This window comes from Ancylobacter sp. FA202, from assembly GCF_000380205.1.
GTDB lineage: Bacteria > Pseudomonadota > Alphaproteobacteria > Rhizobiales > Xanthobacteraceae > Ancylobacter.
Window position 1 is genome coordinate 1097392 of record NZ_KB904818.1, and the last position, 24337, is coordinate 1121728.

The 24337-nt window shown below is 66.5% G+C and carries 19 protein-coding genes; 9 read left to right on the forward strand and 10 right to left on the reverse strand.

Annotated elements, in window-relative coordinates; translation table 11 throughout:
* Positions 1–135: 135 nt before the first annotated feature.
* The 8 genes from A3M1_RS0104970 to A3M1_RS0105005 all read right to left on the reverse strand — a co-directional run bounded on the left by A3M1_RS0104970 (position 136) and on the right by A3M1_RS0105005 (position 11095).
* The gene (locus A3M1_RS0104970; RefSeq protein WP_245261573.1) at positions 136–1284 is read right to left on the reverse strand and encodes a glycosyltransferase; all 1149 of its coding nucleotides are present in this window, start codon (positions 1282–1284) and stop codon (positions 136–138) included.
* 196 nt (positions 1285–1480) lie between these two features.
* Positions 1481–2677, reverse strand: a complete 1197-nt coding sequence (locus A3M1_RS0104975) for a glycosyltransferase (protein WP_245261574.1) — start codon at positions 2675–2677, stop codon at positions 1481–1483.
* A gap of 74 nt (positions 2678–2751) precedes the next feature.
* Positions 2752–4524 (reverse strand): ABC transporter ATP-binding protein, encoded by a 1773-nt coding sequence (locus tag A3M1_RS0104980; protein WP_245261575.1) that lies wholly within the window; start codon positions 4522–4524, stop codon positions 2752–2754.
* Positions 4525–4778: 254 nt separating this feature from the next.
* Positions 4779–6731 (reverse strand): nucleoside-diphosphate sugar epimerase/dehydratase, encoded by a 1953-nt coding sequence (locus tag A3M1_RS0104985; RefSeq protein ID WP_018387859.1) that lies wholly within the window; start codon positions 6729–6731, stop codon positions 4779–4781.
* A gap of 67 nt (positions 6732–6798) precedes the next feature.
* Positions 6799–8013 carry a DegT/DnrJ/EryC1/StrS aminotransferase family protein gene (locus A3M1_RS0104990; protein WP_026291375.1) on the reverse strand — a complete coding sequence of 405 codons (1215 nt, stop codon included), beginning with the start codon at positions 8011–8013 and terminating at the stop codon, positions 6799–6801.
* Positions 8007–9140, reverse strand: a complete 1134-nt coding sequence (locus A3M1_RS27175) for a sugar transferase (protein WP_018387861.1) — start codon at positions 9138–9140, stop codon at positions 8007–8009. Before A3M1_RS27175 ends, A3M1_RS0104990 begins: the two co-directional genes overlap by 7 nt.
* Complete coding sequence (locus A3M1_RS0105000) at positions 9137–10669, reverse strand: O-antigen ligase family protein (RefSeq protein WP_018387862.1); 1533 nt, start codon at positions 10667–10669, stop codon at positions 9137–9139. The genes A3M1_RS27175 and A3M1_RS0105000 overlap by 4 nt, the downstream gene beginning before the upstream one ends.
* Before the next feature lie 9 nt (positions 10670–10678).
* Complete coding sequence (locus A3M1_RS0105005) at positions 10679–11095, reverse strand: hypothetical protein (RefSeq protein ID WP_018387863.1); 417 nt, start codon at positions 11093–11095, stop codon at positions 10679–10681.
* 385 nt (positions 11096–11480) lie between these two features.
* Here A3M1_RS0105005 and A3M1_RS0105010 point away from each other — a divergent pair, with 385 nt between their 5' ends.
* From A3M1_RS0105010 to A3M1_RS0105050, 9 genes are all read left to right on the forward strand, one after another.
* Complete coding sequence (locus A3M1_RS0105010) at positions 11481–12332, forward strand: tyrosine-protein phosphatase (protein ID WP_018387864.1); 852 nt, start codon at positions 11481–11483, stop codon at positions 12330–12332.
* On the forward strand, positions 12256–13140 hold the full coding sequence (locus tag A3M1_RS0105015; protein WP_018387865.1) for a polysaccharide biosynthesis/export family protein: 885 nt from the start codon (positions 12256–12258) through the stop codon (positions 13138–13140). The genes A3M1_RS0105010 and A3M1_RS0105015 overlap by 77 nt, the downstream gene beginning before the upstream one ends.
* Before the next feature lie 51 nt (positions 13141–13191).
* Positions 13192–15576, forward strand: coding sequence for a polysaccharide biosynthesis tyrosine autokinase (locus A3M1_RS0105020; protein ID WP_245261576.1), 2385 nt, complete (start codon positions 13192–13194; stop codon positions 15574–15576).
* Positions 15577–15578: 2 nt separating this feature from the next.
* Positions 15579–16379 (forward strand): J domain-containing protein, encoded by an 801-nt coding sequence (locus A3M1_RS25520; RefSeq protein ID WP_051087025.1) that lies wholly within the window; start codon positions 15579–15581, stop codon positions 16377–16379.
* Positions 16376–17977: a hypothetical protein gene (locus A3M1_RS0105030; protein ID WP_026221152.1), complete on the forward strand. Its 1602-nt coding sequence runs from the start codon at positions 16376–16378 to the stop codon at positions 17975–17977. Before A3M1_RS25520 ends, A3M1_RS0105030 begins: the two co-directional genes overlap by 4 nt.
* Before the next feature lie 136 nt (positions 17978–18113).
* Positions 18114–18914, forward strand: coding sequence for a polyphosphate kinase 2 (ppk2, locus tag A3M1_RS0105035; protein WP_018387867.1), 801 nt, complete (start codon positions 18114–18116; stop codon positions 18912–18914).
* A 45-nt stretch (positions 18915–18959) separates the two neighbouring features.
* Positions 18960–19457, forward strand: a complete 498-nt coding sequence (locus tag A3M1_RS0105040) for a hypothetical protein (protein WP_018387868.1) — start codon at positions 18960–18962, stop codon at positions 19455–19457.
* A gap of 90 nt (positions 19458–19547) precedes the next feature.
* Positions 19548–19970, forward strand: coding sequence for a hypothetical protein (locus A3M1_RS0105045; RefSeq protein ID WP_018387869.1), 423 nt, complete (start codon positions 19548–19550; stop codon positions 19968–19970).
* A complete protein-coding gene (locus tag A3M1_RS0105050; RefSeq protein WP_018387870.1) occupies positions 19963–21198 on the forward strand; it encodes an HlyD family secretion protein in 1236 nt (411 codons plus the stop codon). Before A3M1_RS0105045 ends, A3M1_RS0105050 begins: the two co-directional genes overlap by 8 nt.
* A 27-nt stretch (positions 21199–21225) precedes the next feature.
* On the opposite strand, the gene fabI is transcribed toward A3M1_RS0105050, so the two are convergent.
* Both fabI and A3M1_RS0105060 read right to left on the reverse strand, forming a co-directional pair.
* Positions 21226–22011: an enoyl-ACP reductase FabI gene (gene fabI, locus A3M1_RS0105055; protein WP_018387871.1), complete on the reverse strand. Its 786-nt coding sequence runs from the start codon at positions 22009–22011 to the stop codon at positions 21226–21228.
* Between the two features lie 16 nt (positions 22012–22027).
* Positions 22028–24259: a DUF3141 domain-containing protein gene (locus A3M1_RS0105060; RefSeq protein WP_018387872.1), complete on the reverse strand. Its 2232-nt coding sequence runs from the start codon at positions 24257–24259 to the stop codon at positions 22028–22030.
* Positions 24260–24337: the final 78 nt, after the last annotated feature.

A 24337-nucleotide genomic window follows, 5' to 3' on the forward strand; every position in this document is an offset into this window, starting at 1 on the left:
CGGATCAATTGATCGACGGACTCTACCTAAATCTGGAGGAGTATCAGGGCTCACGTCATGGGTATTGAACGACCTTGGAGATAAACGGCCCTGTTGCCCAATTCCTCGGCCTTCTCAAATTTCGTGCAAAATGCACTAGAGAAGAATCCGGCGAATGCTTTCCCGATATGTTTCCGGGCTGTGCCTGTCTTCGACCAGGCGCAGCGCCCCAGTGGATTTCTCGCGATAGGCGTCCGGGTTGCCGTAGAGAGTCGTAAGCCCGTTCCGCAGGGAGCCGACAGGGTCCTGGGGATCGATGACGACGGAGGCACCATAGGCGGTGGCGGTCTGGGCGAAGCGTGAATGCGACATGACCACGACCGGCACGCCGCTCGCCCAGCTCTCAGTGGCTTTCATCGGAAAGCCCGCCCATTCGTAGCGCTCATTGCTGCGGATGAGGACCGACAGGTGGCACAACGCATAGAGGTCGCGCAGTTCTTCCCTGCCCAGCCGGCCATGCGCGATAAGCCGGAAATTGCCGGAGCGCGGCATTAGATCGCCGATCTGGCTGCGTTCGGGGCCGGCCAGATGGAGCTCGATCGGAAATGGCGTCGCAAAAGCTACCTCGTCAAGAAACTGGATGGTCTCGGGAATCTTGTCCTTGTGCTGGCCGGGAAAGCCGGCATAGACGAGCCGAAGCGGTCCCGGCGCGAGGGGCGGTGCGTGCGGGCCCGCCACCGCCCCGATGCTGGGAAGCGGCGGGATGACGACCGACAGCTTCCGCCCGAAATGCTCGGCAAGGTAGTAGCTGCCGCAGATGGCCCGCGCGAAGAGCCGGTAGACGAGATGCATCCGCACAAAGATTTCGAGCACCCATTTGAGGGAGCCGAAATGCGAATACTGGTACCATTCGGTCACGTCGAGAACGCACCGCGTCCCTGTCCGCTGCGCCACCAGCCACACGGTGGCCGCCAGCAGGCTGGTCGGGTTGTAGACGATCGCGGCATCGGGGCGCCGCCGACGAAGGGCACGGGCTACAAGCCGGACATAGGCCAGATGGGGCAGTTGCGAGAGGTCGCGGGCAGCTTCGTAATTCTCGCTCGCGGAAAACACCGTCCCCTCTGGCGCGTCCATGTTGGAGGGATAGAGAATGACCTCGAATCCCTCCTTCGCAATGAGACTGGCAATACTAAGCACCCGGCGGCCGGCGGCGTCCGGCGGGTACAGGTAGAACCCGCCAAGATAGAGAACGCACCGCTTACTCATGGGGCGCGCCGGCAAAGGATCGTCCCAGGGATCTTCCATGGCATCGCCGCCCCTGCGTTACGGCCCATTTTTCTGGCGCAGCCATCATTGGCGATCCTCTCCAGGGACACCAGCCCTATCCAATCAGGCGCCCCCACCGGGTTGATGAGAAAACGCCTGGCCATCAACAAGCGGCGGCATCTTTTTTCTAACGAAAATCTATCAGACATCGCCGAAAATGCTGCGACAGATCAATTCAGGCGGTCCGATCCACTGCACCGATCTCGCGAAAAAGCCGCTCGACAGCAGCGACCGAGTTGGTTGCAGAAAAATGGCGGGCCCTCTCCTTCAGAAGCTCGGGATTGAGCGGGGCATCGAGTGTCTGCCGCATGGCAAGCGCCAGTGCCTCCGCATCGTCCACCGGAACCAATCGGCCACATCGTCCACTGTCCAGAATCTCGGACGACCCGCCCGGAGAATCGGTAGCGACCACCGGCACGCCCAGCGCCATAGCCTCGACCAGAACATTTGCCAGCGCCTCATGGCGGGACGGCAGGACGAGAACCGACGAGCGCGCCATATAGGCGAAGGGGTTGGACTCGAAGCCCGGCATCAGGACGCTGTCCGTGAGCCCGAGTTCGGCCACCAGCCGCTCAAGCGCGGGCCGCTCGGGGCCTTCGCCAAGCACCAGTAGCCGGGCGTCACGTTCGCGGCGAAGAAGGGCGAAGGCCCGCAGAAGAACATCGACGCCCTTCTCCGGCGCGAGACGGCCGACCGCGAGAATGACCGGAGGGCCGCCGGCCTGCACGAACCAGGGGTGGGAGACGGGTTCACGTGCCCGCTCCGCCAGCGCCGGACTCCAGATCGGGTTGTGGATGACGTGAACGCGCTCCGGCCGTATCCCCGGAATCCCGAGCAATTGCTGCCGGGTGGCGTGCGACACGGCGATGATCGCCGCCGCGCGGCGATAGGCAGGAAGCACGACCTTCTGCAGGAGCGCGTAGCGCGGTCGCCCCTGCGGCCCATGCAGTACCTGCTCGAAGGTCCGCTGCACCACGATGATGGTCCGCCGCCGGGTCAGTGTCCCGTTCACCAGCACGGCCACGAAAGCGACACTGCTCGGGCAGGCGATGACGATGTCCGGATTCTCCCGCCAGAGATAGCGGATATAGGGAAGAATTGCCTTGGCGGTTCCCCCGGCCTCGAGATCGAACAGCCGCACCCCCGCAGGCACCTCGTCGACCATGTCGCGGCGCACGCTATTGGCGACCACATCGACCTGATAACCGCGCCCGACCAGTTCCCCCGCCAGGCGATTGGTCGACCGCTCGGAACCTCCTCCGGCCATAATACCAATGAAGAAAGCGATCCGGATGTGGGCCTCCCGAAATGGTTGCGGCGTTGAAAAATCACTGCCATGGCTGGGCACTGTATAGCGGGACGTAGCCGTCAAGGGAACTTCGCCCGCGCGCACCCACCCCGTGCACGCGAACGGCGGTCAGCCGGCCGCCAACCCCGTAGGGACCGTCAGGAACCGGCCGTCGACGCCGCGTTCGCCACCGCCGGCCGTCGCAGAATGCGCCCCTTCTCCAGCCGGATGACCTCGTCGCAACCTTCCAGCGTCGTCAGCCGGTGGGCAATGATGAGGATGGTGAGTTGCCGGTCCAGCCGCTCGATGGCACGCATTACGGAGGCTTCAGTGTCGTTGTCGAGCGCGCTGGTGGCTTCGTCGAACACCAGCACCGACGCCTGCTTGTAGAGCGCACGCGCAATGCCGATGCGCTGGCGCTGCCCGCCGGAAAGCTGGATGCCGCGCTCGCCGACGCGGGTGGCATAGCCCTCGGGCAGCGCCGCGATGACATCCGTGAGTTCCGCCTGCTCCGCGGCACGCCGTACCCGGTCGTGATCAACCTCATTGTCGCGCACACCGAAGGCGATGTTCTGCGTCACGCTCGCGTCGGAAAGAAAGATCGCCTGCGGCACATGGGCGACATGCTGCTGCCAGGCCGCGCGGTTATGCGCGGTCAGCGGCGCGCCGTCGATGCGGATCAACCCCTCGGTCGGCTCCAGCAGGCCGATGATGAGGTCCATGAGGGTCGACTTGCCGCTGCCGGTCTGCCCAGCGATGCCGATGCGCGCGCCCCGCGGAATCCGCAGACAGATGTCGGTCAACACGGGCCGCCCATTCTCGCCGTAGCGATACCCCACCCGATCGAGCTCCAGCGCGTGATCGAAGGTGATCGCCTCCTGCCGCTCGGGCTCCGAGGACACAGGCCGCGCCAGCAGCCGCAGGAGATCGATCAGCGACTGGCGGCCGGCCGCCGACATGGCCCAGGCGCTATAGATGATCTGCAGCAACGGCAGCAGGCGCTGGGCCCCCAGCGCGAGCACGCCGAGAATGGGAATCGCGTCGACGAGCCCGCCATGCCGCACCGCCAACACCGCCGCGACGACCGCCACCACGATCATGCCTAACCCCTCGACGATGAAGCGCGGGGACTGCGCGGCGAAGCTCGAGGCGGCACGCGCGTCGCGCAGCGACGCCTCGGTACGCTCATAGGCCTCGATGAAGACGGGCTGCGAACGGTCGATCAGGATGTCGCGGATGCCGCCCAGTCCTTCCTGCATGATCTTCACGCGGGCTTCCTGCATCTGCGCGAGAATCTTGCCATTGCGCCGAAGCTGAATTTGGGTGATGGCCGACATCGTCAGGTAGATGGCCGCGAACAGCCCGCCGAGAAGAAGCGCCAGCAGGGGATCCACCCACACCAGCCCGGCGATGATGAACAGGGCTATGACGGTGGCCACGACCGCCTGCAGGGCCGGCAGCAGAAGCTCTCCGGTGACGATCTGCGCCTTGTTGATGGCGGCGATGACGGTGCTGGAATTGCCCTGCGTGTGGTAAATGTAGCTCTGGTGGAGCACATTGGCGAACAGGCGCACACCGAGTTCATAGGCCACGCCAAAAGCGAAACCGAGCGTCGCTCGCGTCAGCAATAGCCGCAATCCCATCGCGACGAGGGCGGCGGTGGCGAACAGCGCTGTCGAGAGACCCACAACATGCAGCGGTGTTTCGGCACCGACCGCCCGGAACAGCATGCCGACCGGACCGGCCTGCTGGATCCGCTCAGGTTGGGCGATCAGCGACAGGAAGGAGATCAGTGCGCCGAGACTGACAAGCTCTGCCACCGCGCCCGTGAACATCAGCAGAAGCAGCGGCACGACGGCGAGGCGGCGGCGCGGCGACAATTCGCGAAACGCGGCACGCAGGGCGGACCAAAGGGGAATGTCTGACGTCAATGTCGCGATCCTTGCGGCGCTCAATGTGTCGCTGTCTCTGGCGGTGTTCCGCCCGGCCCTCAGTAGGCCCTGCCGACGGTGACTATAGGCATGACCTCTCCACACGCCGGCTGAGTGAGCCTCGTGCTGGGCGGCATCAAGGTCGCTTGTGGCATGGCCTCGGACGCCATGCAATCGCCGTCAGGCGACGCGCCGGCGCCGATTATTCAAGGCGCTCGCTCACGTACCTACCGGGGTATGGCGGCGGGCGGCGTCTAGCCATGCAGCGAGCGACGCTCCGGCAGCGCGGCTTCACGCGCTTGCCAGAAGAGATCGGCGATACCGTCATCGGGCACGTAGCCTGTGGGCGCAGCGCTCAAAATCGCGCGCACGCCCGGAATGTCCTGGGCATTGCAGGCCGCTTCGAGCTGTCGGAGAAGCTCTTTCAGCTCGGCGGCCGTCAACGACCGATCGGTCGTGGTCATGATGCGCGGGTGCTGCGTCTCCTGTGCCGCGCCGCCGATCAGCAACTCCTCATAGAGCTTTTCGCCGGGCCGCAGCCCGGTGAACCTGATCTCGATGTCGCCTTCGGGTGGCGCACCTTCCCGGCGAATACCTTCCGCAATCACAGGGGTGAGCCCGCTGAGCCGCGCCATGCGGATGGCGAGGTCGACGATCCGCACCGGCTCGCCCATGTCCAGAATGAACACATCTCCGCCCCGCGCCATCGCACCGGCCTGGATCACCAGTTGCGCCGCCTCCGGTATCGCCATGAAATAACGGGTAATCTCGGGGTGCGTCACGGTAATCGGGCCGCCGGCCTCGATCTGCTGGCGGAACAGCGGAATGACCGATCCGGAGGAGCCCAGCACATTGCCGAAGCGCACGATGGAGAACACCGTCTCCGTCTCCGCCTGCGCCGCCGCCGTCTGGCAGACCAGCTCCGCCATCCGCTTGGAGGCCCCCATGATGTTGGTGGGGCGCACTGCCTTATCGGTCGAGATCAGCACGAAGGCGCCGACCCCGCAGGCGAGCGCCGCCTCGGCCAGGATCAGCGTGCCGAACACGTTGTTGCGCACGCCCTCCACCACATTGTGCTCCACCAGCGGCACATGCTTGTAGGCGGCGGCATGGAACAAGGTGTCGACCTTGAAGCGGCGAAGCAGGTCCTCGATCAGGGGTCTATCGGTGACGGAGGCCAGCAGCGGCACGATCGGAATCCGCACGTCCTCGGCCACCGCCAGCGGCCGCAGTTCCTGATCGACGCTGTAGAGGGCGTATTCCGACAGTTCCAGCAGCACCAGCCGGGCAGGCCCCTGGCGCAGGATCTGCCGGCACAGTTCGCTGCCGATGGATCCCCCAGCGCCCGTGACCATCACCACCTTGCCGCGGATATTGGCGTCGAGAAGCTCCTGCTGGGGCGGGATGAGGTCGCGGCCCAGCAGATCCTCGATCGACACCTCCCGCAGCTCAGTTAACTGCGCCCGGCCCGACACGACATCGGTGATGCCCGGTATGGTCCGCACCCGCAGACCCAGCGGCACCAGCCGCTCCAGGATCACCTTGCGCTGCAGGCGCGTGGCGCTGGGAATGGCGAGGAGAACGTTCTCGACCTCGTACTCGGCGACAAGGTCGGCCAGCGCGCGGGTCGGGTGAACCCGGTAGCCGCCCATGTCCCGCCCCTGCAGTTCCGGTGCGTCATCGACAAAGGCGACGGGGGCATATTCGCTCCCCTGGAGCGAGGCGAGTAATTGCTGGCCGGCACGGCCCGCGCCATAAATCACCACGGGCGCCCTCAGACGCGACTGGCGCTGGAGATAGAGCGCGCGCAGGCCGAAACGCGCGCCGCCGAGCGAGACCATTGCCAACAGCCAGTAGATGATCGGCACGGAACGCGGCAGGAACAGATCCAGCCCCTTGGCCCCGGCGAGAAGAATGACCGAGGAAATCGCTGCGCCGATGGCGAGCTCCCGCAGCGTGCGGCCCGAAATATGCCGGACGACCACCCGATAGAGCCCGAGCAAATGAAGCAGCCCGATCGTCAGGGGCAGCACGATCACGAACACGGCCCAGCTTTCGGGCGCGAAGGCGAGCGAGAAACTGTCCAGCCGCAAGGCCATCGCCAGGAAGAAGCTGGCCGCCAGGAGCGAAGCGTCCACGAAATAGAGCACGGCCCGCTTCTTCCCGCGGCTGAGCCCGATCAGATAATTGAGCGCGTGCCCTGTCATTTACATTTCTGTCCCGCGCACTGCTCTCTACGCCCATAAGGCGTGTATCCTCCAATAGGAAAAGACCTCACTGCTTTTCCCGAAACGCTCGGGCCAGGATCTGCGCAGCGGATATGCCGGCGCGCGCCACCTCGCTCTCCGTCAAAGTGGGGTGGACAAGAAACATCACACTTGTCTGCCCCAGCTCGCGCGCCACCGGCAGCCTTTCCCGTGGCCGCCAGCCTGTCGCCTCGAAGGCCTTCTCCAGATAAACCTCCGAGCAACTGCCCTGATAACAGGGCACATTGAGCGCATTTATCTCGGATATGATGCGGTCGCGCGACCAGCCATCTCGCAGTTTATGCAGCTGCACATAAACGTAAAGCTTGTAGCGGGCGTGACCATCCGTCGATGAGGCGAGCGCGCCGCGGTTCGGCAGGACCGGCACGCGCAGGCCGCAGCCGGCGAAAGGTGCGATCGCGTCCAGTATCCTCTCGGCATTGGCGCGCCGCGTGGCCACCCAGTCATCGACATGCCGCAGTTGCACACGCCCGATCGCGGCCTGCATTTCGAGCATGCGCCAATTGGTGCCGAAGCTCTCATGCAGCCAGCGGAAGCCCGGCGGGTGCTGGCGGTTATACACCGCGTCCCAGCTTTTGCCGTGGTCCTTGTAGGCCCACATGCGGGCCCAGAGATCGGCGTCGTCGGTAGTGACCATGCCACCCTCGCCGCCAGTGGTCATGATCTTGTCCTGGCAGAAGGACCAGGCACCGACATGGCCGATCGAGCCGACGCTGCGGCCGCGATAGCGGGCGCCATGGGCCTGGGCGCAATCCTCGATCACCTTGAAGCCGTGCCGCGCCGATAGTTCCATGATCGGGTCCATATCGCAGGGCCATCCCGCCAGATGGACCAACACCACGGCGCGGGTGCGGGGGGTGAGGACGGCGGCGATGCTATCCGCGGTCAGGTTGCCGCTGTCGCGGTCAACATCGGCGAAGACCGGCGTCGCCCCCGCATTCACCACGCAGGACACTGAGGCGATGAAGGTGCGAGGGGTGACGATAACCTCGTCGCCCGGCCCGATGCCAAGGCCATGCAGGGCGAGATCCAGTGCCACCGTGCCATTGGCAAGGGCGATGGCGTGGCGCGTGCCGGCCCAGGCGGCGAATTCGCGCTCGAACAGCCGCCCCTCCTCGCCGGTCCAGTAGTTGACCTTGTTAGAGGCAAAGACGCGCTGGACGGCCTCCATCTCCTCGGAGGTGACGCTCGGCCAGGGAGAAAAGGGGGGCGAACCTAGCAATTATTCGCGCCCTTCGTTAGCGAGCTCAGGAGTTCGGCCTCCAGACGTAATATATCAGCGCTCGGTCGCGGCTTTATAAGTCTACACTCCGCTCCGACATAAACCCCCCATGGCTGGACATCCTTCCGAACAATGCAGCCAGCCCCTAATGCCGCCCCTTCGCCGATCGTTACATTTGGAAATACAATGACATTTGTTCCGAGAATCGCGTGTTTTCCGATGTGAACTCTCCCGCGCACGACCTGCGTGAATGCCGCAGGGACTGTGGGATTGGTAAGCGCATGACCAGCAAAATCATCGCTACCCGTTATGATCCGACAGCCAGCGCTCAGCCCGGCGAAGTCCTCGATGACCAGCTCGCCACCACCGATTACAGAGCTGAACGCTGCGATATGTACAAACCTCCCGATCTCAGTTCGCGAACCCGCATTTATGAATGTGAAATCATCAATCTGCGAGTTTGATCCAATATATAAATTTTCTCTCCTTATTATTTTTGCTGTTTCATATATCGTAGCCGCTTTCCATTGAGCCTTTGTATTATTTCCACCAAATGGAAACATGGTCGCCTCGCCCACGGCGCTTATACCCTCGCGCTTGAAAACCTTCAGAACCGTAAGCGCCAGGACGCGAATGTCGAGAATCAAGCTGCGATTGTCGACGTACCAGACGTCCATGGCAAACTTCTCGTCCCATGAAATCGCGTTGCGCCCGTTCACCTGCGCCCAGCCGGTGATGCCCGGGCGCACCTCATGGCGGCGGGCCTGTTGCGGTGAATAAAGCGGAAGATACTCCATCAGCAGCGGCCGGGGCCCGACAAGGCTCATCTCGCCCTTGAGGACGTTCCAGAGCTCGGGGAGCTCATCCAGGCTTGAGGAGCGCAGGAAACGGCCGAAGCGGGTCAGGCGCTCGCCATCAGGAAGCAACCGCCCCTCGCTGTCGCGCGCGTCCGTCATGGTGCGGAACTTGATGATCTCGAGCGGCTTTCCGTGCAATCCCGGCCGTTGCTGGCGGAACAGGACGGGCGAGCCCAGCCGGGCGCGCACAAGCAGCACGAGAACGAGAAACACCGGAAGCAGGACAACGAGCAGCGGTCCGGCGACCAGAATGTCGAAGCCGCGTTTCATGACCACCGTACTCCCCCTTCCGGCGCCCGCACGCGCGAGCTGCCCCGCGGCGCCTGGCGAGGCGCCGGCGGGCGGCCCCCGGCGCGCGCCGATGGCGGCGCCCGCTCCTCGGCCACCCTCGCCCCGCCAGTCACCGAGCGCGGCGTCATCAGCGCGCAGCAGGCGGCGAAATAGGCGAGCATGGTTGCCGTGCGCAGCGGATAGTCCACAACGGAATGTAGCATCAGCAGCAGAATGGCCAGCGAGGCGCATTGCTGCAACAGGCGCAGGCGCGCCTCGCCCGGCGCAACGGCGGAGGACCAGAGGCGCCAGGCCCGCTCCGCGAACCAGACCAGAAAAAGCGCCAGCAGCAGCGCGCCCGCAAGGCCCGTCTCCAGGAAGAACTCCAGCCAGTCGTCATGGGCGCGGTTGATATATTGCGGCGAAAGCGTCGACCCATCCTCATAGAGCGGGAAAACGGCGGTGAAGGTGCCGAGCCCGGTCCCGAAGGGCAGCGCCTCGGTCGCGGCCTGCAGCGTCTTCTCATTGAGGGTCGCACGCAGCTGGTCGACGAGGCCGGCGTCGAACCGGGTCAGGAAACGCCCGGCGCCGAGCTGCCCGACCAGCAGGACAAAGCCCGCCGCGATGAGGATGACGAGGCCGCGCACCCGACGCGGACGCGCTTCGCGCCCGCTCAGCAGCGCAAGCAGGGCCGGCGCCATCGCCACCACCCCGGCAACTGCGACCAGCAGCAGCAATATGCCCGCGCGCGAACGGGCCAGCGCGATGCCCGCCAGCAGGAGCAGCGCCAGCGAAAACGCCAGGGCGAACCAGATCGCCCGCTGGGTGGTGGGCGTGCGGTGCGAGAGCACGCGCTCACCGCGCGCCGCGAACCACGCCACCCCCAGCAGGAAGGTGACGTAAAGCTGGGCGGCGAAATGATTGCGGTTGGCGAAGAAGCCGACCGATTCGCTCCGGTTGCTGATCTCGAAGAAGCGCAGAGGGCTGGCCGGCCCCTGCATCACCTGCGCGATGCCGAGTCCGAGCGCCAGAATGCCGAAGCCAACTGCCCAGCCGGCAAAGCGCAGGCGGTGATCCTCGTCGAGCAGCGCCACGAGGAGAAAGAGCGCCAGCGGGGGAAGAACGGCCGGCAGGGCGGCGAGGCTCGCCGCCGGATCGACGGAGGAGCTCCCCGTCCACGCCCCTTCCAGCCCGGCCCCGCCCGCCGCCGCGATACGGGCCGAGAGCCCCTCCCAGCCGGGAGCGCCGAACAGGGGGAGGAACTGGGCCAGCGCGATGAGAAGGCCGACCACCGCGATCCCGGCGCCACACGCCAGCCCGAAGCTCAGTCGGGCCGGGGGCGCCGTCAGCCGGTCAAGCCAGAGCCACGCCGCCAGGGCGAGAAAAGGCAGGGAGAAGAACTGCAGCAACACATCGGCGAAATAGCCGGTGCGCGTGGCGCCGCCGAGCACGACATTGGCGAACAGCAGAAGGACCGACGCGATATACGCCGGGCCCCAATCGCCATGTGACTTCAAAAACAGGGCCAAACGCCTCTGTCAGGGGCTGACCGGGAAGATGAACCCATTGCCGCTTCCATTATCGGAGAGCGCGACGGCCGCCGCGACGCCACCACCAACGGCGACCGCGCCGATGACGAGGCCGGTATTGCTGTCGACGGCCAGACCGCAGCCTGGAACCTGCAGCGTCGTGGTGGTGGAGCCAGGAACCATGACGGTGCGATCGGTACCGAAATCGACCACGGCGCTGCCGGTGCCCTGCACGGACACCATGTCGCCGCCCTTGAGCGAGGTACCGACGCTGGCAGTGGCAAAGCCCTGCCCCCTATCCACCAGCACCGTGCCAACGGCCTCGGTCAGCGTCCCCGTCGTCTGGCAGGCATCAGCCAACGCCGCCCCGGCCATGCCAAGAAAGGAAAAACCGACGACGACTGCATACGCCACTGAACGCTTCATCTCGCCCCTCGATTGCCCGCACACGCCACTGGCGCATGAGCCTTACAGAATGTTACTAGCTTCACGTTCGGAAATCAAAGAGCCATATGACGAGTCCCTCTTATCCCTTCGTTCGTGACCGGAATGCAACAAAACTGATCGGTTTAGTCTCGTGCGCACCGATATCTTGGTTAATGATTCATCACGCTAGGAGAGGCCGGGACCTATTCTTGATGGCGCATAGTTACCATGATGATGAAACACTGTCGGCCATTGCCGGAAACGCAGGCGAACCTTATAAGAAACGGCATGAACAACCTGCGCCCAGGTCGGCAAGGACCGGCTCGACCAGGAGAATCGGCGCCCGCCGGGAAGATGGGTCCTGCCTGCGGTTCAAGTCCGGCCGATGATTGACCTGCATAACCACATTCTGCCGGGCATCGATGACGGCGCCGCCGATCTTTCCGTCGCGCTGGAAATGGCGCGGATGCATGTCGCCCAGGGTGTCGAGATCGTTGCCTGCACGCCCCATATCCTGCCGGGCGTCTACCATAATGAGGGCGAGGCGATCCGCCACGCGGTCGACGCCCTCCAGCAGGCTCTGGACGAGGCAGGGATTCCGCTCATCCTCATTCCCGGCGCTGACAACCATGTGGTGCCGGACTTCGTCGACGAAGTGCGCAAGGGAAGGCTGCTGACCCTCGGCGATACACGCTATGTTCTGGTGGAACCGCCGCACAACGTCGCGCCGGCGCGCCTCGACGAGTTGGTGTTTACCATTCTTTTGGCGAATTATGTGCCAATACTGACGCACCCAGAGCGGTTCAAGTGGATAGAAGAGAAGTACGATCTTATCGAGCGCATGGCGGCACGCGGCGTCTGGATGCAGATTACCTCCGGCTCTCTGAACGGCCGCTTTGGCCGCCGGCCGAAATACTGGGCAGAGCGGATGATTGGCGAAGGAAGGGTGCATATCCTTGCCAGCGACGCCCATGATACGGTCAAGCGCCCTCCAGACCTCGCGGAGGGCCGTCTCGGGGCCGAGCGACTGGTGGGGGCGGCGGAAGCGGCGCAGATGACGCTGGGCCGTCCGAGGGATATTGTCTTGAACAGGGCGCCGTCGGACTCGGCGCCCATAGGGGTAGTGAAGCTTGATGAGGTGGGGCAGGAAGACCGCAGGGATGTCCGCGCGCATGGCAGCGCTGGCGGCGGGGCTGGCGATCTGCTTGGCCGGCTGCGTCGCCTCTTCGGGCGATAATCCCTCGCCGGGCGCCGAGGCGGGTGTTCCGCCGGCCGCCTCCACCGCCAGATTTACCAGTGGCGCCGCCGCCGCGCCGTCCACGGCGCGCGCGTCTGCCACCCGCTCGGACCCGAGCTCGTCGTCCGGCGGAGGCACCGTCGGCGCGCGGGCGGCTGCGGGCGGGTCCTCGATCCCGGTCAGCACCGTGTCCGAGCCCCTCCCCGCAAGCGAGGTGGCCGCCGTTTCCGCCGCGACTGCCGTGAGCACGCCGGGCGCGGAAGGCTACCGCGTCGGGCCGCTCGACGTGCTCGATATCACGGTGTTCAAGGTCGAGGACCTGACCAAGGTCGTGCAGGTTTCCGAGAGCGGCAATTTCACCTACCCGCTGGTGGGCGATGTGCAGGCCTCCGGTCGCACCGTCAGCGAGATCGAGAGAGACCTCGCCGCCAAGCTGGGCGGCAACTACCTGCGCAACCCGCAGGTGACGGTGCTGGTGAAGGAATATAACAGCCACCGCATCACAGTGGACGGCGCGGTCAACAAGCCGGGCGTGTTCCCGATGCAGGGGCCGATGTCGCTGCTGCAGTCGGTGGCGATGGCCGGCGGCATGCAGGAGGTGGCGGACGGCACGATCCTGGTATTCCGCCGCATCGAGGGCAAGACCGCCGTGGCCAAGTTCAGCGTCGCCGACCTACGCTCGCAAAAGGCGAGTGATCCGGACCTTCAGGCGGGCGACATCGTGACGGTGCCCTCCTCGGACCTGAAGATCGGGATGAAGTACATTATGCAGTCGGTGCCGCTTTTCAACGCCTTCTTGCTATTGTAGCCCAACCAGAGCGAGCAGCGGCGCGCGCCATACAGGAAGCAGAAGCGGATGATGAACGAGGGGGCAGAGAGCGGGCGGCCGGGCGGGAACGAACGCAATCTCCCGGTTGTGCAGGAGAGCCGGAACCTTCCGGCCGGGCGTGACAGCTATGGCTACGGCTATGGCGCCGCCGCCTATGCCGCACCCGACACGCAACACGAATCCGAACTCGCCGCCGCGATCCACTACATCATCGGCATCGTGCTGAAATGGCGGACGCTGATCCTCAGCACCGCCGGCGCCTTCGCCGTCCTCGCTCTTGTCTACTCCTTCCTGGCGACACCGCTCTACACCGCCAATGTCCGCATCCAGATCGACAATGAGGCCAGCAAGGTCGTCGATGACGGCGTTCTCGCACCAGCCGAGCGCGGCGGCGCCGAATTCCAGAAGACCCAGTACGAACTTCTGAAGAGCCGCGCCATGTCCGAGCGCGTGGTGGCGGCACTGGGCCTGGATCAGAACGCCGAATTTACCACGACCTCTCCGGGATTTATCGGCAGCCTGTTCGGGCTCTTCTCGGGTCCGAGCGAAGAAAACGATCCCGCGGCGGCGCAGGAGCGCAATCATCGCGTAAGCGTCAGCCGGGTCAAGGATGACGTCACTATTCGGCCTGTTGCTTCCTCACGCCTCGTGGACATCACCTACACCGACACCTCGCCCGCCCGCGCTGCGTCGATCGCCAATGCCTATGCCGATGCCTATATCGCCTCCAATCTCGACAAGCGCTTCGAGGCAAGCTCCTACGCCAAAGTGTTCCTTGAGGACCAGATCAAGCAGCTGAAGCTGCGGCTGGAAGAGTCTGAGCGCGGGATGCTCGCCTTCGCCGAACGCGAGAACATGGTCCAGACCCACGACAAGGTCTCCATCGCCGAGAGCAATCTCGCCGCCGCCAACACCGCACTCGGCCAGCTTATCTCTACCCGCATCCGTGACGAGGAAAGCTGGCGGCAGGTGGAGGCTTCCACCGCAATCAACCTCCCGCAGCTGCTGACCAACAACGTGATCGACGGGCTGCGCACCCAGCGCAACGAGTTGCGGCGCGACTATGAGGAGGGGCTGGAGACATTCAAGCCCGGCTATCCCGCCATGGTGGAGATCGCCAACAAGATCGCCGAGATCGATCGCCAGCTCGCGACCGAAGTCTCGACCATCCGCAACTCGCTGCGGGCGGCCTTCGAGTCCTCGGCGAACCAGGAAGCGCAGATGCGCCAGCGGATCGAGGAACTGCGCGGCGAGGTGCTGGTACTGCAGCGCAAGAGCATCCAGTACGGCATCCTGCAGCGCGAGGTTGAATCCAACCGCAACCTCTACAATGACCTGCTGCAGCGCTTCAAAGAGGTCGATGTCGCCAGCGGCGTTGGCACCAACAATGTCTTCATCGTCGACCGGGCGCTTCCCCCACGCGGGCCTTCGCACCCGCGCACCATGCTGCTGCTCGCCGGCGGGCTGATGATCGGCTTGGTCTGCGGCTTCGGAGCGGCGAGCCTAATCGAGCTGCTCGACGACCGCATCCGCACTCCGGAGGACGCCGAAAAGGCCACAGGCCTGCCCATTCTCGGCATCGTGCCCCGGGCCGAGTTTCCGCAGGGGATCGTCGCCGAACTCAGCGATCCACGATCGGCGGTGGCCGAAGCCTACAGATCACTGGCCACATCGCTGCAATTTTCTACCGAGACCGGCCTGCCGCGCACCCTGGTCGTCACCAGCGCCGGCGCCTCAGAGGGCAAGTCGAGCACCGCCATTGCCCTGGCGCGCCATTACGCCATCACCGGCAAGCGGGTGCTGCTGATCGACGCCGATCTGCGCCGCCCCTCGGTGCACTCCAAGCTCGGCTATGACAATGCCGTCGGCCTGTCCAATTGCCTTACCGGCATGTCGACGCTGCACGACGTGGTGCAGGCGACCGACCTCGCCACGCTCGACTTCCTCGCCTCTGGCCCGCTGCCGCCCAACGCCGCCGAAATTCTGGGCGGCACGCATGTGTTCTCGCTGATCTCGGTCGGGCTGGAGATCTATGATCTCCTCATCTTCGACAGCCCCCCCATGCTCAGCATTGCCGATGCCCAGCTGCTCGGCGCTGCCGCCCAGGCCACCATCTTCGTCACCGGCTCGGGCGACGGGCGCCGCGCCATTGCGCGCAACGCGCTGCGCCGGCTGCAGATCGCCCGCGCCGTCACCATCGGCGTGGTGCTCACCAAATTCGACACCCGCAGCGCCCATTACGGCTACGGCTATGGATATGGCTACGGCTATGGCTATGAATATGGCCAGGGGACCGATACCGGCAGCACCGGCGGCAGCGGTGGCGGACTGAGTGGTGGCCTCAGCGGGGTGAAGGCCCTGCTGCCCAAATTCGGCCGCCGCGACACCAAGACCGACCACTCCGAAGCGGCGTGACCATGCCGGAGCCCGACGCGCTCGACGCCGCGCTCGCTTTGTTCAAGGACCCCGTCGCGGCGCGCGGTATGCCCGAACTCCCGCTGCCACACGGCATGGACCGCGTGCTCGCAGTCGCGGTCGGCGACGAGGAGGCGCTGACGGCAGCCGAGCGGCGCAGCGGCATCGCGCGCGGCGTGCTGCAGCAGGCGGCCGGCTTCTTCATCGAACAGGCCCTGCTCTTCCACGACGCCGACAGCTATCGCGTGCTGGGCGCGGGCCGCGGCGCGACGCATGAGGAACTGCGCCACAATATGGCGCTGCTGATGCGCTGGCTGCATCCCGATCTGCAATCGCTGCGCAGCGGCCCGCTGGACCGCGAAGTGTTCACCACGCGCATCGCCCGCGCCTGGGAAGACCTGAAGACCGGGGAGCGCCGCAGCGCCTATGACCTGCGCCATCCCCCGGCCTCGTCCCGCGCAACCCCAGGCCCCGGGCGCCGCGAGACGCGGGCGTCATCCGACCCGCGCGGCGGCACCCGCAGCGGCACAGCTCATTCAGGCGCCGGCAAGGGCGGGTCCGGCAAACGCAGCGGCGGCTCCGCAAAAGCGGGCGCCGGGATCGGCAGCGCCGGCAAGGACGGGACCGGCCGGCCAGCGACAGCGGCCCGGTATCCCTCAGCGTCGGCCGGGGCCGCCAAGATCCGCCGGCCCGAAAGCCCCGGCGGCGTAGCCCGGCGACGGCCCGTGCCGCTCAGCGTGAACCGGATCGAGGGCGCCTCCTTCTGGGTGCGCCTGTGGGGCTTCCTCTGGAGGCGGCGATGAGCGAGGCCTCCCGCCCACCGCAACCCAAGCGCCGCCGCGCGCCGCGCGCGCCACGGCCGCGACGGGTCTGGCTGCGCACGCTGCGCCTCGCCGTCACCGTCCATCCCTGGCGTTGCGCCGGGATCGGCGCGGGCGCGCTGCTTCTCGCCGCCCTGATCGCGACCACATCGCTGCCCATGGCGCTGGCTGAGCGCCATCCCGCGCTGGCCCTGGCGCTGCATCCCGAACATCCCCGCGCCCTGCTGACGCTGGCGGGCCAGGAACGGGCCCGGCTCGCCACCGCCACGGCGCAGGAGCAAGAACAGGCCGCGGCCCGGGCGGAGCAAGCCGCGGCCGACGCGGCGGCAGCCGCCGCCACCGCCGCCGGTGGCGAACAGGCGGAAGATGCCGGCCTGCCGCCCGTGCCCGCCGACGATGCCGACGCTCTCGCACAGCAGGAGCGCGCGCACGCCGCCTCTCTCACGCCGCCGCCCGAAGCCGCCGAGCCGGAGGCGCCTGACGCCGCCGACACTTCCCCGCCCCCGGCGCCGGAAGACCTGCCGGCCATACGCGCCACTCTCCGCGATCTCGCCGCGCGCATCCTCGCCGGCGCCCCGCTGGACGCCTCCGCCTGGCGGCTGACCGGCGAGACGTCGGACGACCTCGCCAGCAGCAACCAGGCCATGCAGGAAGCGGTGGCACGCTCGCGCCGCGAAACCGTCGCAGCCTTCTGGCTGATGCACCAGGATTATGAGCAGCGCGATTATTCAGGCGTGGTGCGGTTGGCGGACGTGCTGCTGCGCACCCGTCCGGCGCTGAACGAGTACACGCTCAGCTATCTCAACTCGCTGGCGCTGACACCGGAGGGCCGCGACGCGCTGGTGGCGGCGCTCGTCCAGAACCCGAGCTGGCGCACGCTGTTCATGCGGAGCGTGGGCAACAAGCTCGCCGCGTCCGACGCGCCGCTTGCCTTGTTCCAGCAGCTCAAGGACGCCGGCAGCCCGCCGAGCGAAGCGGAGCTGGTTCCGCTGCTGCGGGCGCGCATGGCGGCGGAGAAGCGGGCCGGCGGCGCCTACAATATCTGGCTGCAGATGCTACCGACGGACGAGGTGCTGAAGGTCAAGCCGGCCAACAATCTCGATTTCGCCCAGGACCCGAGCAGCCTTCCCTTCAACTGGAACCTGCCGCGCTCGGTGAATGCCTTCATCGACCTGCAGCGGCGCAGTGACGACAGTGCCGGCCGGGTGCTGCGCATCCGCTTCGGCGTCGGCCGGGTGAAGCTGGGCGCCCTGGAGCAGGTCACCTTCCTGCGCCCCGGCAGCTACCGCTTCTCCGGCGAGCAGAAGGGGCTGATGTCGTCCAAGCGCGGCATGGTCTGGCAGGTTCTGTGTTATCCCGGCGGGCCGGTGGCCGGCCAGTCGACCCAGCTGCTCGGCGCGCCGCGCACCTGGCGCCCCTTCACCTTCGACATCACCATTCCCAATAATGGCCGCTGCGACGCCCAGCGGTTGCGGCTGATCCACGATTCGCGCTCCACCTCCGAACAGTTCGCCTCGGGCGAAATCCAGTTCCAGTCGCTGCAGATCGCCCCGCTGGAGGCGGCGGCTTCCGGCGGCTGAGCGGCGCCCCTTCCCCCTTCGCGCTTGCCTAAAATCAAAGCCTCGCCGCGCGCGCCGCCTAAGGTATGCTCGTAGGGCCGCGCGCCTCTCCGGGCGGGCTGGCACCGGCGTGACCTGTGCTGAAAGGGCAAGACCGATGAAAAAGGCGACCCTCGACACGGCAGAGACCCTCTCCCGCAAGGAATATGACACGGAGCTCAAGCGGCTGCACGGCGAGCTGGTCGCCCTGCAGGAATGGGCGAAGGCGACCGGCGCCAAGATCTGCGTGTTGTTCGAGGGGCGCGACGGCGCCGGCAAGGGCGGCGTCATCAAGGCGATCACCGAACGGGTGAGCCCGCGCGTGTTCCGTGTCGTCGCCCTCACCGCCCCTAGCGAGCGGGAAAAATCGCAGATGTACGCCCAGCGCTACATGCCGCATCTGCCGGCGGCGGGTGAGATCGTGATCTTCGACCGCTCCTGGTACAACCGCTGCGGGGTCGAGCGGGTGATGGGCTTCTGCACCGAGACCCAGGCCGAGAAGTTCCTCGACACCATCTCCGCCGTCGAGAGGGTGATCGTCGAATCCGGCGTGATCCTGCTCAAATACTGGCTGGAGGTGAGCCCGGAAGAACAGACAAGGCGGATGGAGCAGCGCATCCACGACCCGCGCAAGATCTGGAAGCTCTCGCCGATGGACCTCAAATCCTACAGCCATTGGTACGACTACTCCCGCGCCCGCGACGCGATGTTCGCCGCCTCCGACAGCGCCTGGGCGCCCTGGTATGTCGCCGCCTCCGACGACAAGAAGCGGATGCGGCTGAACGTCATCAGCCATCTTCTGTCCAAGGTGCCCTATGAGGCGCCAAAGCGCGCCAAGATCACCCTGCCGAAGCGGCAGAAGCCCAAGGGCTATGTGGAGCCGGAGGATGTGCACCACCACGTCCCGGCGATTTTCTGAAAATCACCCCTCCGCCATTGGCGGCAACGACCAAGGAGCGAGACGATGAGCGAGACCACCCGCCCGACCGACGGGCCGCACCAGCAGCTCGGCGATGAGAGCTTCATGTCCGCCGCCGATCTGCGCGGCTATATGGACAAGGTGACGTTGGCGAAGATGAACGAGGCGGTGGAGGCGATGGACCGCGCCCGCCACGCCAAGGAGGAACTCGCCAAGACGCTGTCGCAGCCGATCGACCTCACGCCGACCAAGCTGCAGGAGATCACCGAGACGCTGCTGATCAAGCTGCGCGCCGCCGCCGAGCGCGGCGAGAACGAGATCATGGTGATGCGCTTCCCCAACACGCTGTGCAGCGACCATGGCCGCGCGGTCAATAATGGCGACGCCAGCTGGACGGACACGCTGACCGGGCGCCCGCGCCAGGCCTATGAACTCTGGCGCGACCATTTGCGGGCCGCCGGCTACGGGCTGTCCGCCATGATTGTGGAGTGGCCAAATGGCATGCCGGGCGATGTGGGGATGTTCCTGACCTGGGGAAAGTAGTACGTTCGCACCACTGGGCTGGCCGGTGGATTCGGCCGGCTGAACTGTGAGCGCGGCTTCCCCGCCGCGCGCCGCGCCCCGGAGAATGGCATGACGTCCCTGCCCCATGGTGCCGCCACCGAGCACCTGCCCTTCTTCATTACCCCGCCGGGCAGCACCGATATACTGATGGTGATCGCCACCCTCACGCTGATCGGCTCGGTGCTGCTGGCGGGCGTCGCCTTCCTGCATGTGCATTCGCTGCCCGAGCGCATGGCCCATCGCGGCCAGAAGCTGCAATTCGAGATCGTCGCGGTGCTGTGCCTCTTGGCGCTATTCACCCACAACCACGCGCTCTGGGTGATCGCGCTGCTGCTCGCCTTCGTTGACCTGCCGGATTTCGCCACGCCGATGAACCGCATCGCCCGGGCCGCCGAGGTGGTGGCCGGGCTGCCGCCGCCGGAACCGCGGGAGGAGCGGGCACCCTCGGGCCATGGCCACCCGGCCAAGGCGGGAGACGGCACCCATGCTTGAGCTGCTCCTCTGCTCGCTGCTCACCATCCTGCCGGACTATCTTTACCGCCGCTACGGCCAGGGCAAGCGCATCGGCCGCGAGATCACGCTGTTCTCGGTGTGGTTCGAGCTGCGCTGGGGCATCACCGCCTGCCTGATGCTGACGGTGACGCTGATCACCATCATTTTCTACAACCACCCCTCCTCCTCCAACGTCACCGCCTATTTCCGCACCGTTCCCATCGTGCCGGAGACCATCGGCCGGGTGGCAGAGATCTATGTCGGCATGAGCGACCAGGTCGCGCAGGGCCAGCCGATCTTCCGGCTGAACGACGCGGCGCAAAAGGCGGCGGCGGAGACGGCGCGCCGGCGCATCGCCGAGACGGAGGCGCAGATGACCGTCGCCGCCACCGATGTCGCGGCCGCGCAGGGCCAGATCACCCAGGCGGAAAAGGCGCTGCAGCAGGCGCGCGACGAGCTTAACACCAAGGCCCAGCTGAGCAGCCGCAACGCCGATATCGTCTCCCGGCGCGAGCTGGAGCGGCTGCAGGTCGTGGTCGACGGTCAAGAAGGGGCGGTCGCCGCCGCGATGGCGGCGAAGGAAGGGGCGCAGATCCGGCTGGAAACGCTGCTTCCGGCGCAGAAGGCCAGCGCCGAGGCGGCGCTGGCGCAGGCCGAGGTGGAACTCGCCAAGACCGTGATCCGCGCCGGCGTCTCCGGCCGGGTCGAGCAGTTCGCCCTGCGGGTCGGCGATCTCGTCAACCCGCTGATGCGCCCGGCCGGCGTGCTGATCCCGGACGACGCGGGGTCGCGCCGGCAGCTCGGCGCCGGCTTCGGCCAGATCGAGGCGCAGGTGATGAAGCCCGGCATGGCCGCCGAGGCGACCTGCCTGTCAAAACCCCTCACCATCATTCCGATGGTGGTGACCAGCGTGCAGGATGTCATCGCCGCCGGCCAATTCCGCGCCACCGACCAGCTGATCGATACGCAGCAGGTCAACGTGCCGGGCACGATCACCGTGTTCCTCGAACCGCTCTATAAGGGCGGGCTCGACGGCATACCGCCCGGATCGAGCTGCGTTGCCAATGCCTATTCCAACAATCACGACCTGATCGCCTCCGGCGAGGTCGGCGTGCTGCGCGGGCTCTATCTGCACCTCGTCGACACGGTGGCGGTGGTGCACGCCCTGCTGCTGCGCATCCAGGCACTGATCCTGCCGGTGCAGACGCTCGTGTTCGGCGGACACTGAAGGCCGGCCCGGGTTCGGGCCGCGCCGTCAATCGATGATGTTGTAGCCGCCGTCGATATAAAGCACCTGCCCGGTCATCAGCCGGGCGGATTCATGGGCGAGGAAGGCGGTGGCGATGCCGACATCGTCGATTGTAACCAGTTCGCGCGCCGGCGCCTTGCGCCGGGCCTTGTCGAGCAGCGCGTCGAATTCCGGAATGCCGGACGCGGCGCGGGTGGCCAGCGGGCCGGGCGAGATGGCGTGAACGCGGATGCCCTTCGGCCCCAGCTCCGCCGCCATATAGCGCACCGCGCTCTCCAGCGCGGCCTTGGCGACGCCCATGATGTTGTAGTTCTCGATCACCTTCTCGGCGCCGTAATAGGTCATGGTGAACAGCGCGCCCCCCTTCCGCATCAGCGGCTCGGCCAGATGCCCCATGCGGATGAACGACCAGCAGGACACCTCCATCGTCTTCAGGAAGCCATCGAGCGGCGCGTCGGTGACGCGGCCGGCCAGCGTGTCGCGCGGGGCGAAGGCGATGGAATGGACGAGGAAGTCGAGTTCACCCCATTGCTCGGTGATGACCGCGAACACCGCTTCCATCTGGCCCGGCACGGTGGCGTCGAGCGGCAGGAAGATCGGCGCCTCCAGCTCGCGCGCCAGCGGCTCGACATGAGGCCGGGCCTTGTCGTTGAGATAGGTGACGGCGACCTCCGCCCCGAAGGCACGGAAAGCGCGGGCGCAGCCCCAGGCGATCGACTGGTCGTTGGCGATGCCGACCACCAGCCCCCGCTTGCCCTCGAACAGCTTCAACCCTGCGGCTGGAATGACCATGCGCTCCCTCCCCGTCTCAGCCTGAACCCTTCGCCGCGTTCCTAGCCGCGCGCCGCACCGCCGGCTTGCGCACGGCGCGGGCGCGCGGCGGCGCTTCCACGGCCGGGGGCGGCGGGGGCGATGGCTCAAGCACGAACAGCGCCCGCACCTCCTCCAGCTTCGCCGCCGCTGCGCCGGTGAGCGGCCCGGCCGCCGTGAGCACGCGGCACAGAAGCTCGAACGCCTGCGCCCGCTCGTCCGCCGCCTGCGGCAGCAAGGCGGGCAGCGCGGCCAGCGCGCTGTCGCTATCGATCAGCAGCATGAAATACTGCTCGCGCACCAGCTGCTTGAAATCCTCCAGCGTCAGCTGGCGCGCCCGAGGATAGTGCCGGCGCAGCTGGCGGATGGTGGAAAAGCCGCGCTCATCGGCGCCCCCGCGCGCGAGGGCGACATAGACCAGCGCCCGCACCAGCGCCTCGACCAGCCCACCCTGGCCGATCGCCGCGCGCAGCTCGCCGATGCGCCGCGCGATCAGCTCGCGATGCAGCGCGCTCTTGGCGGCGCGGCGCGGGCCTTGCCCGCCGTCCGGCTCGATCCCCACCGCCGCCTGCAGCAGCGGCGCGCCGTAAATGGCGCGGAACACCTGTTCGCTCTGGTGCTCCACCGCCTTGCGCCAGGCCTCCAACCCCTCGACGATCTGCCGCGAGGCCTGTTCCTGCGCCTTGAGGAAAGGGTTGTCAGGCGCCACCGGCCGGCGCCCGGCGCGCACCGTCGCAGCCGCATCGTCGAGCCAGCCGAGGAAGGGATTGCCGGCACCGAACATCTCATAGCCGAGGCGCAGCGGATGCAGCGCGCGCGCCGCTTCCGCCATCGCCGGGTTCACCAGCGCGCGCACAAAGGGTTGCGCCAGCGCCTGATAAAGCGCGAGATTGATCTCCGACACGCGCGCCGCGGCGGCGAACTGGCGCTCGTCGGCCGCGTCATTGCCGCCGAGCGCGCGGATATCGTCGAGGTCGCGCGCCTCGCAGCGCATCACCCATTGGCCGTGCACGAGCTCCGCGCTGGCGGTGTCGGCGCTCTTCGGCTCGAAGATCGCCTCATAGAGGCCGGGCGGCAGCACGTCGATGAAATCGATGTTGGAGGCGAACTCGTCATGCTCCTTCCGCGCCACGTCGGCGGAAACGAAGATGCCGAGATGGCCGATCGTGTCGTGCACCGTGTAGATGATGGTCTGTCCATAGGAGCGGATCTCGTCGACGCTGTCATAGAGGTCGAGGATCCAGTCCAGCGCCTGCTGCGGCGGGGTGATGTTGTCGCCCTGCGAGCAGAACACCACGATGGGCGAGCGGATGTTGCGCAGGTCGATTGCCGTGCCGTCGCTGGTGCGAATGTCGCCGCAGGCGAGATGGTTGCCGATGAACAGCTGGTCGACGATGAACTGGATTTCCTCGCCATTCAGCAGCACATGGCCGCCCCACCATTTCTCGAAGCCGAGATAGCGCTCCAGCTCGGTGTCGATCTTCGCGTAGAGATTATACTGCTTGCTCCACAGCGTGTTGGCGGGGTTCTGGTTCTCGAAATTCTGCACCAGCCAGGCGCCGTCGAACACGCCGGCGCCGAGATCGCTGGTGAGCGCGGTGAGCCAGCTGCCGCCCAGCAGGCCGCCGGAATAGCGCATCGGGTTGCGCCCCTTCACCCCCGCCCAATAGGACAGCGGCGCGCCGGCGATGATGATCGGCCCGAACAGCTCCGGCCGCACCGCCGCCAGCATCATCACCGCCCAGCCGGCCTGGCAATTGCCGATAACGCAGGGCCTGCCCTCCGCCTCGGGGTGTCGGGCGATCACCGTCTCCAGGAACACCGCCTCGGCGCGGCCGACGTCCTCGAGGGTCTGGCCCGGCATCGGCGCGGGAAGGAAGCCAATGAAATAGCAGGCATGGCCGGCGGCGAGCGCCACGCCGATCTCGCTGTCGGCCTTGAAGCCGCCAATGCCCGGCCCGTGCCCGGCGCGGGGATCGACCACCACGAAGGGCCGCTTCATCGGGTCGATCGCAACCCCTTCGGGCGGCACGATGCGCAGCAGGAAATAGTTCACCGCGTGCGGCAGGTCGCGCCCGTCGACGATCAGTTCCGCCTCATAGTCGAGCACGGTGGGCAGCGGCTCGGCCAGATGCGCCTCATATTGCAGGCCGCGCCGGCGCAAGGCGTCGAGGAACAGCGTGCCCCGCTGGGCGGCGTCGGTGGCATAGGCGATGGCGTCGTCGATCATGTCCGCACCCGTCTTCCCGCCGCCTGGCACCGAGGGTGCGGTGCGGCATGATAGGCGAGGAGAACAGTCTCTTGATGA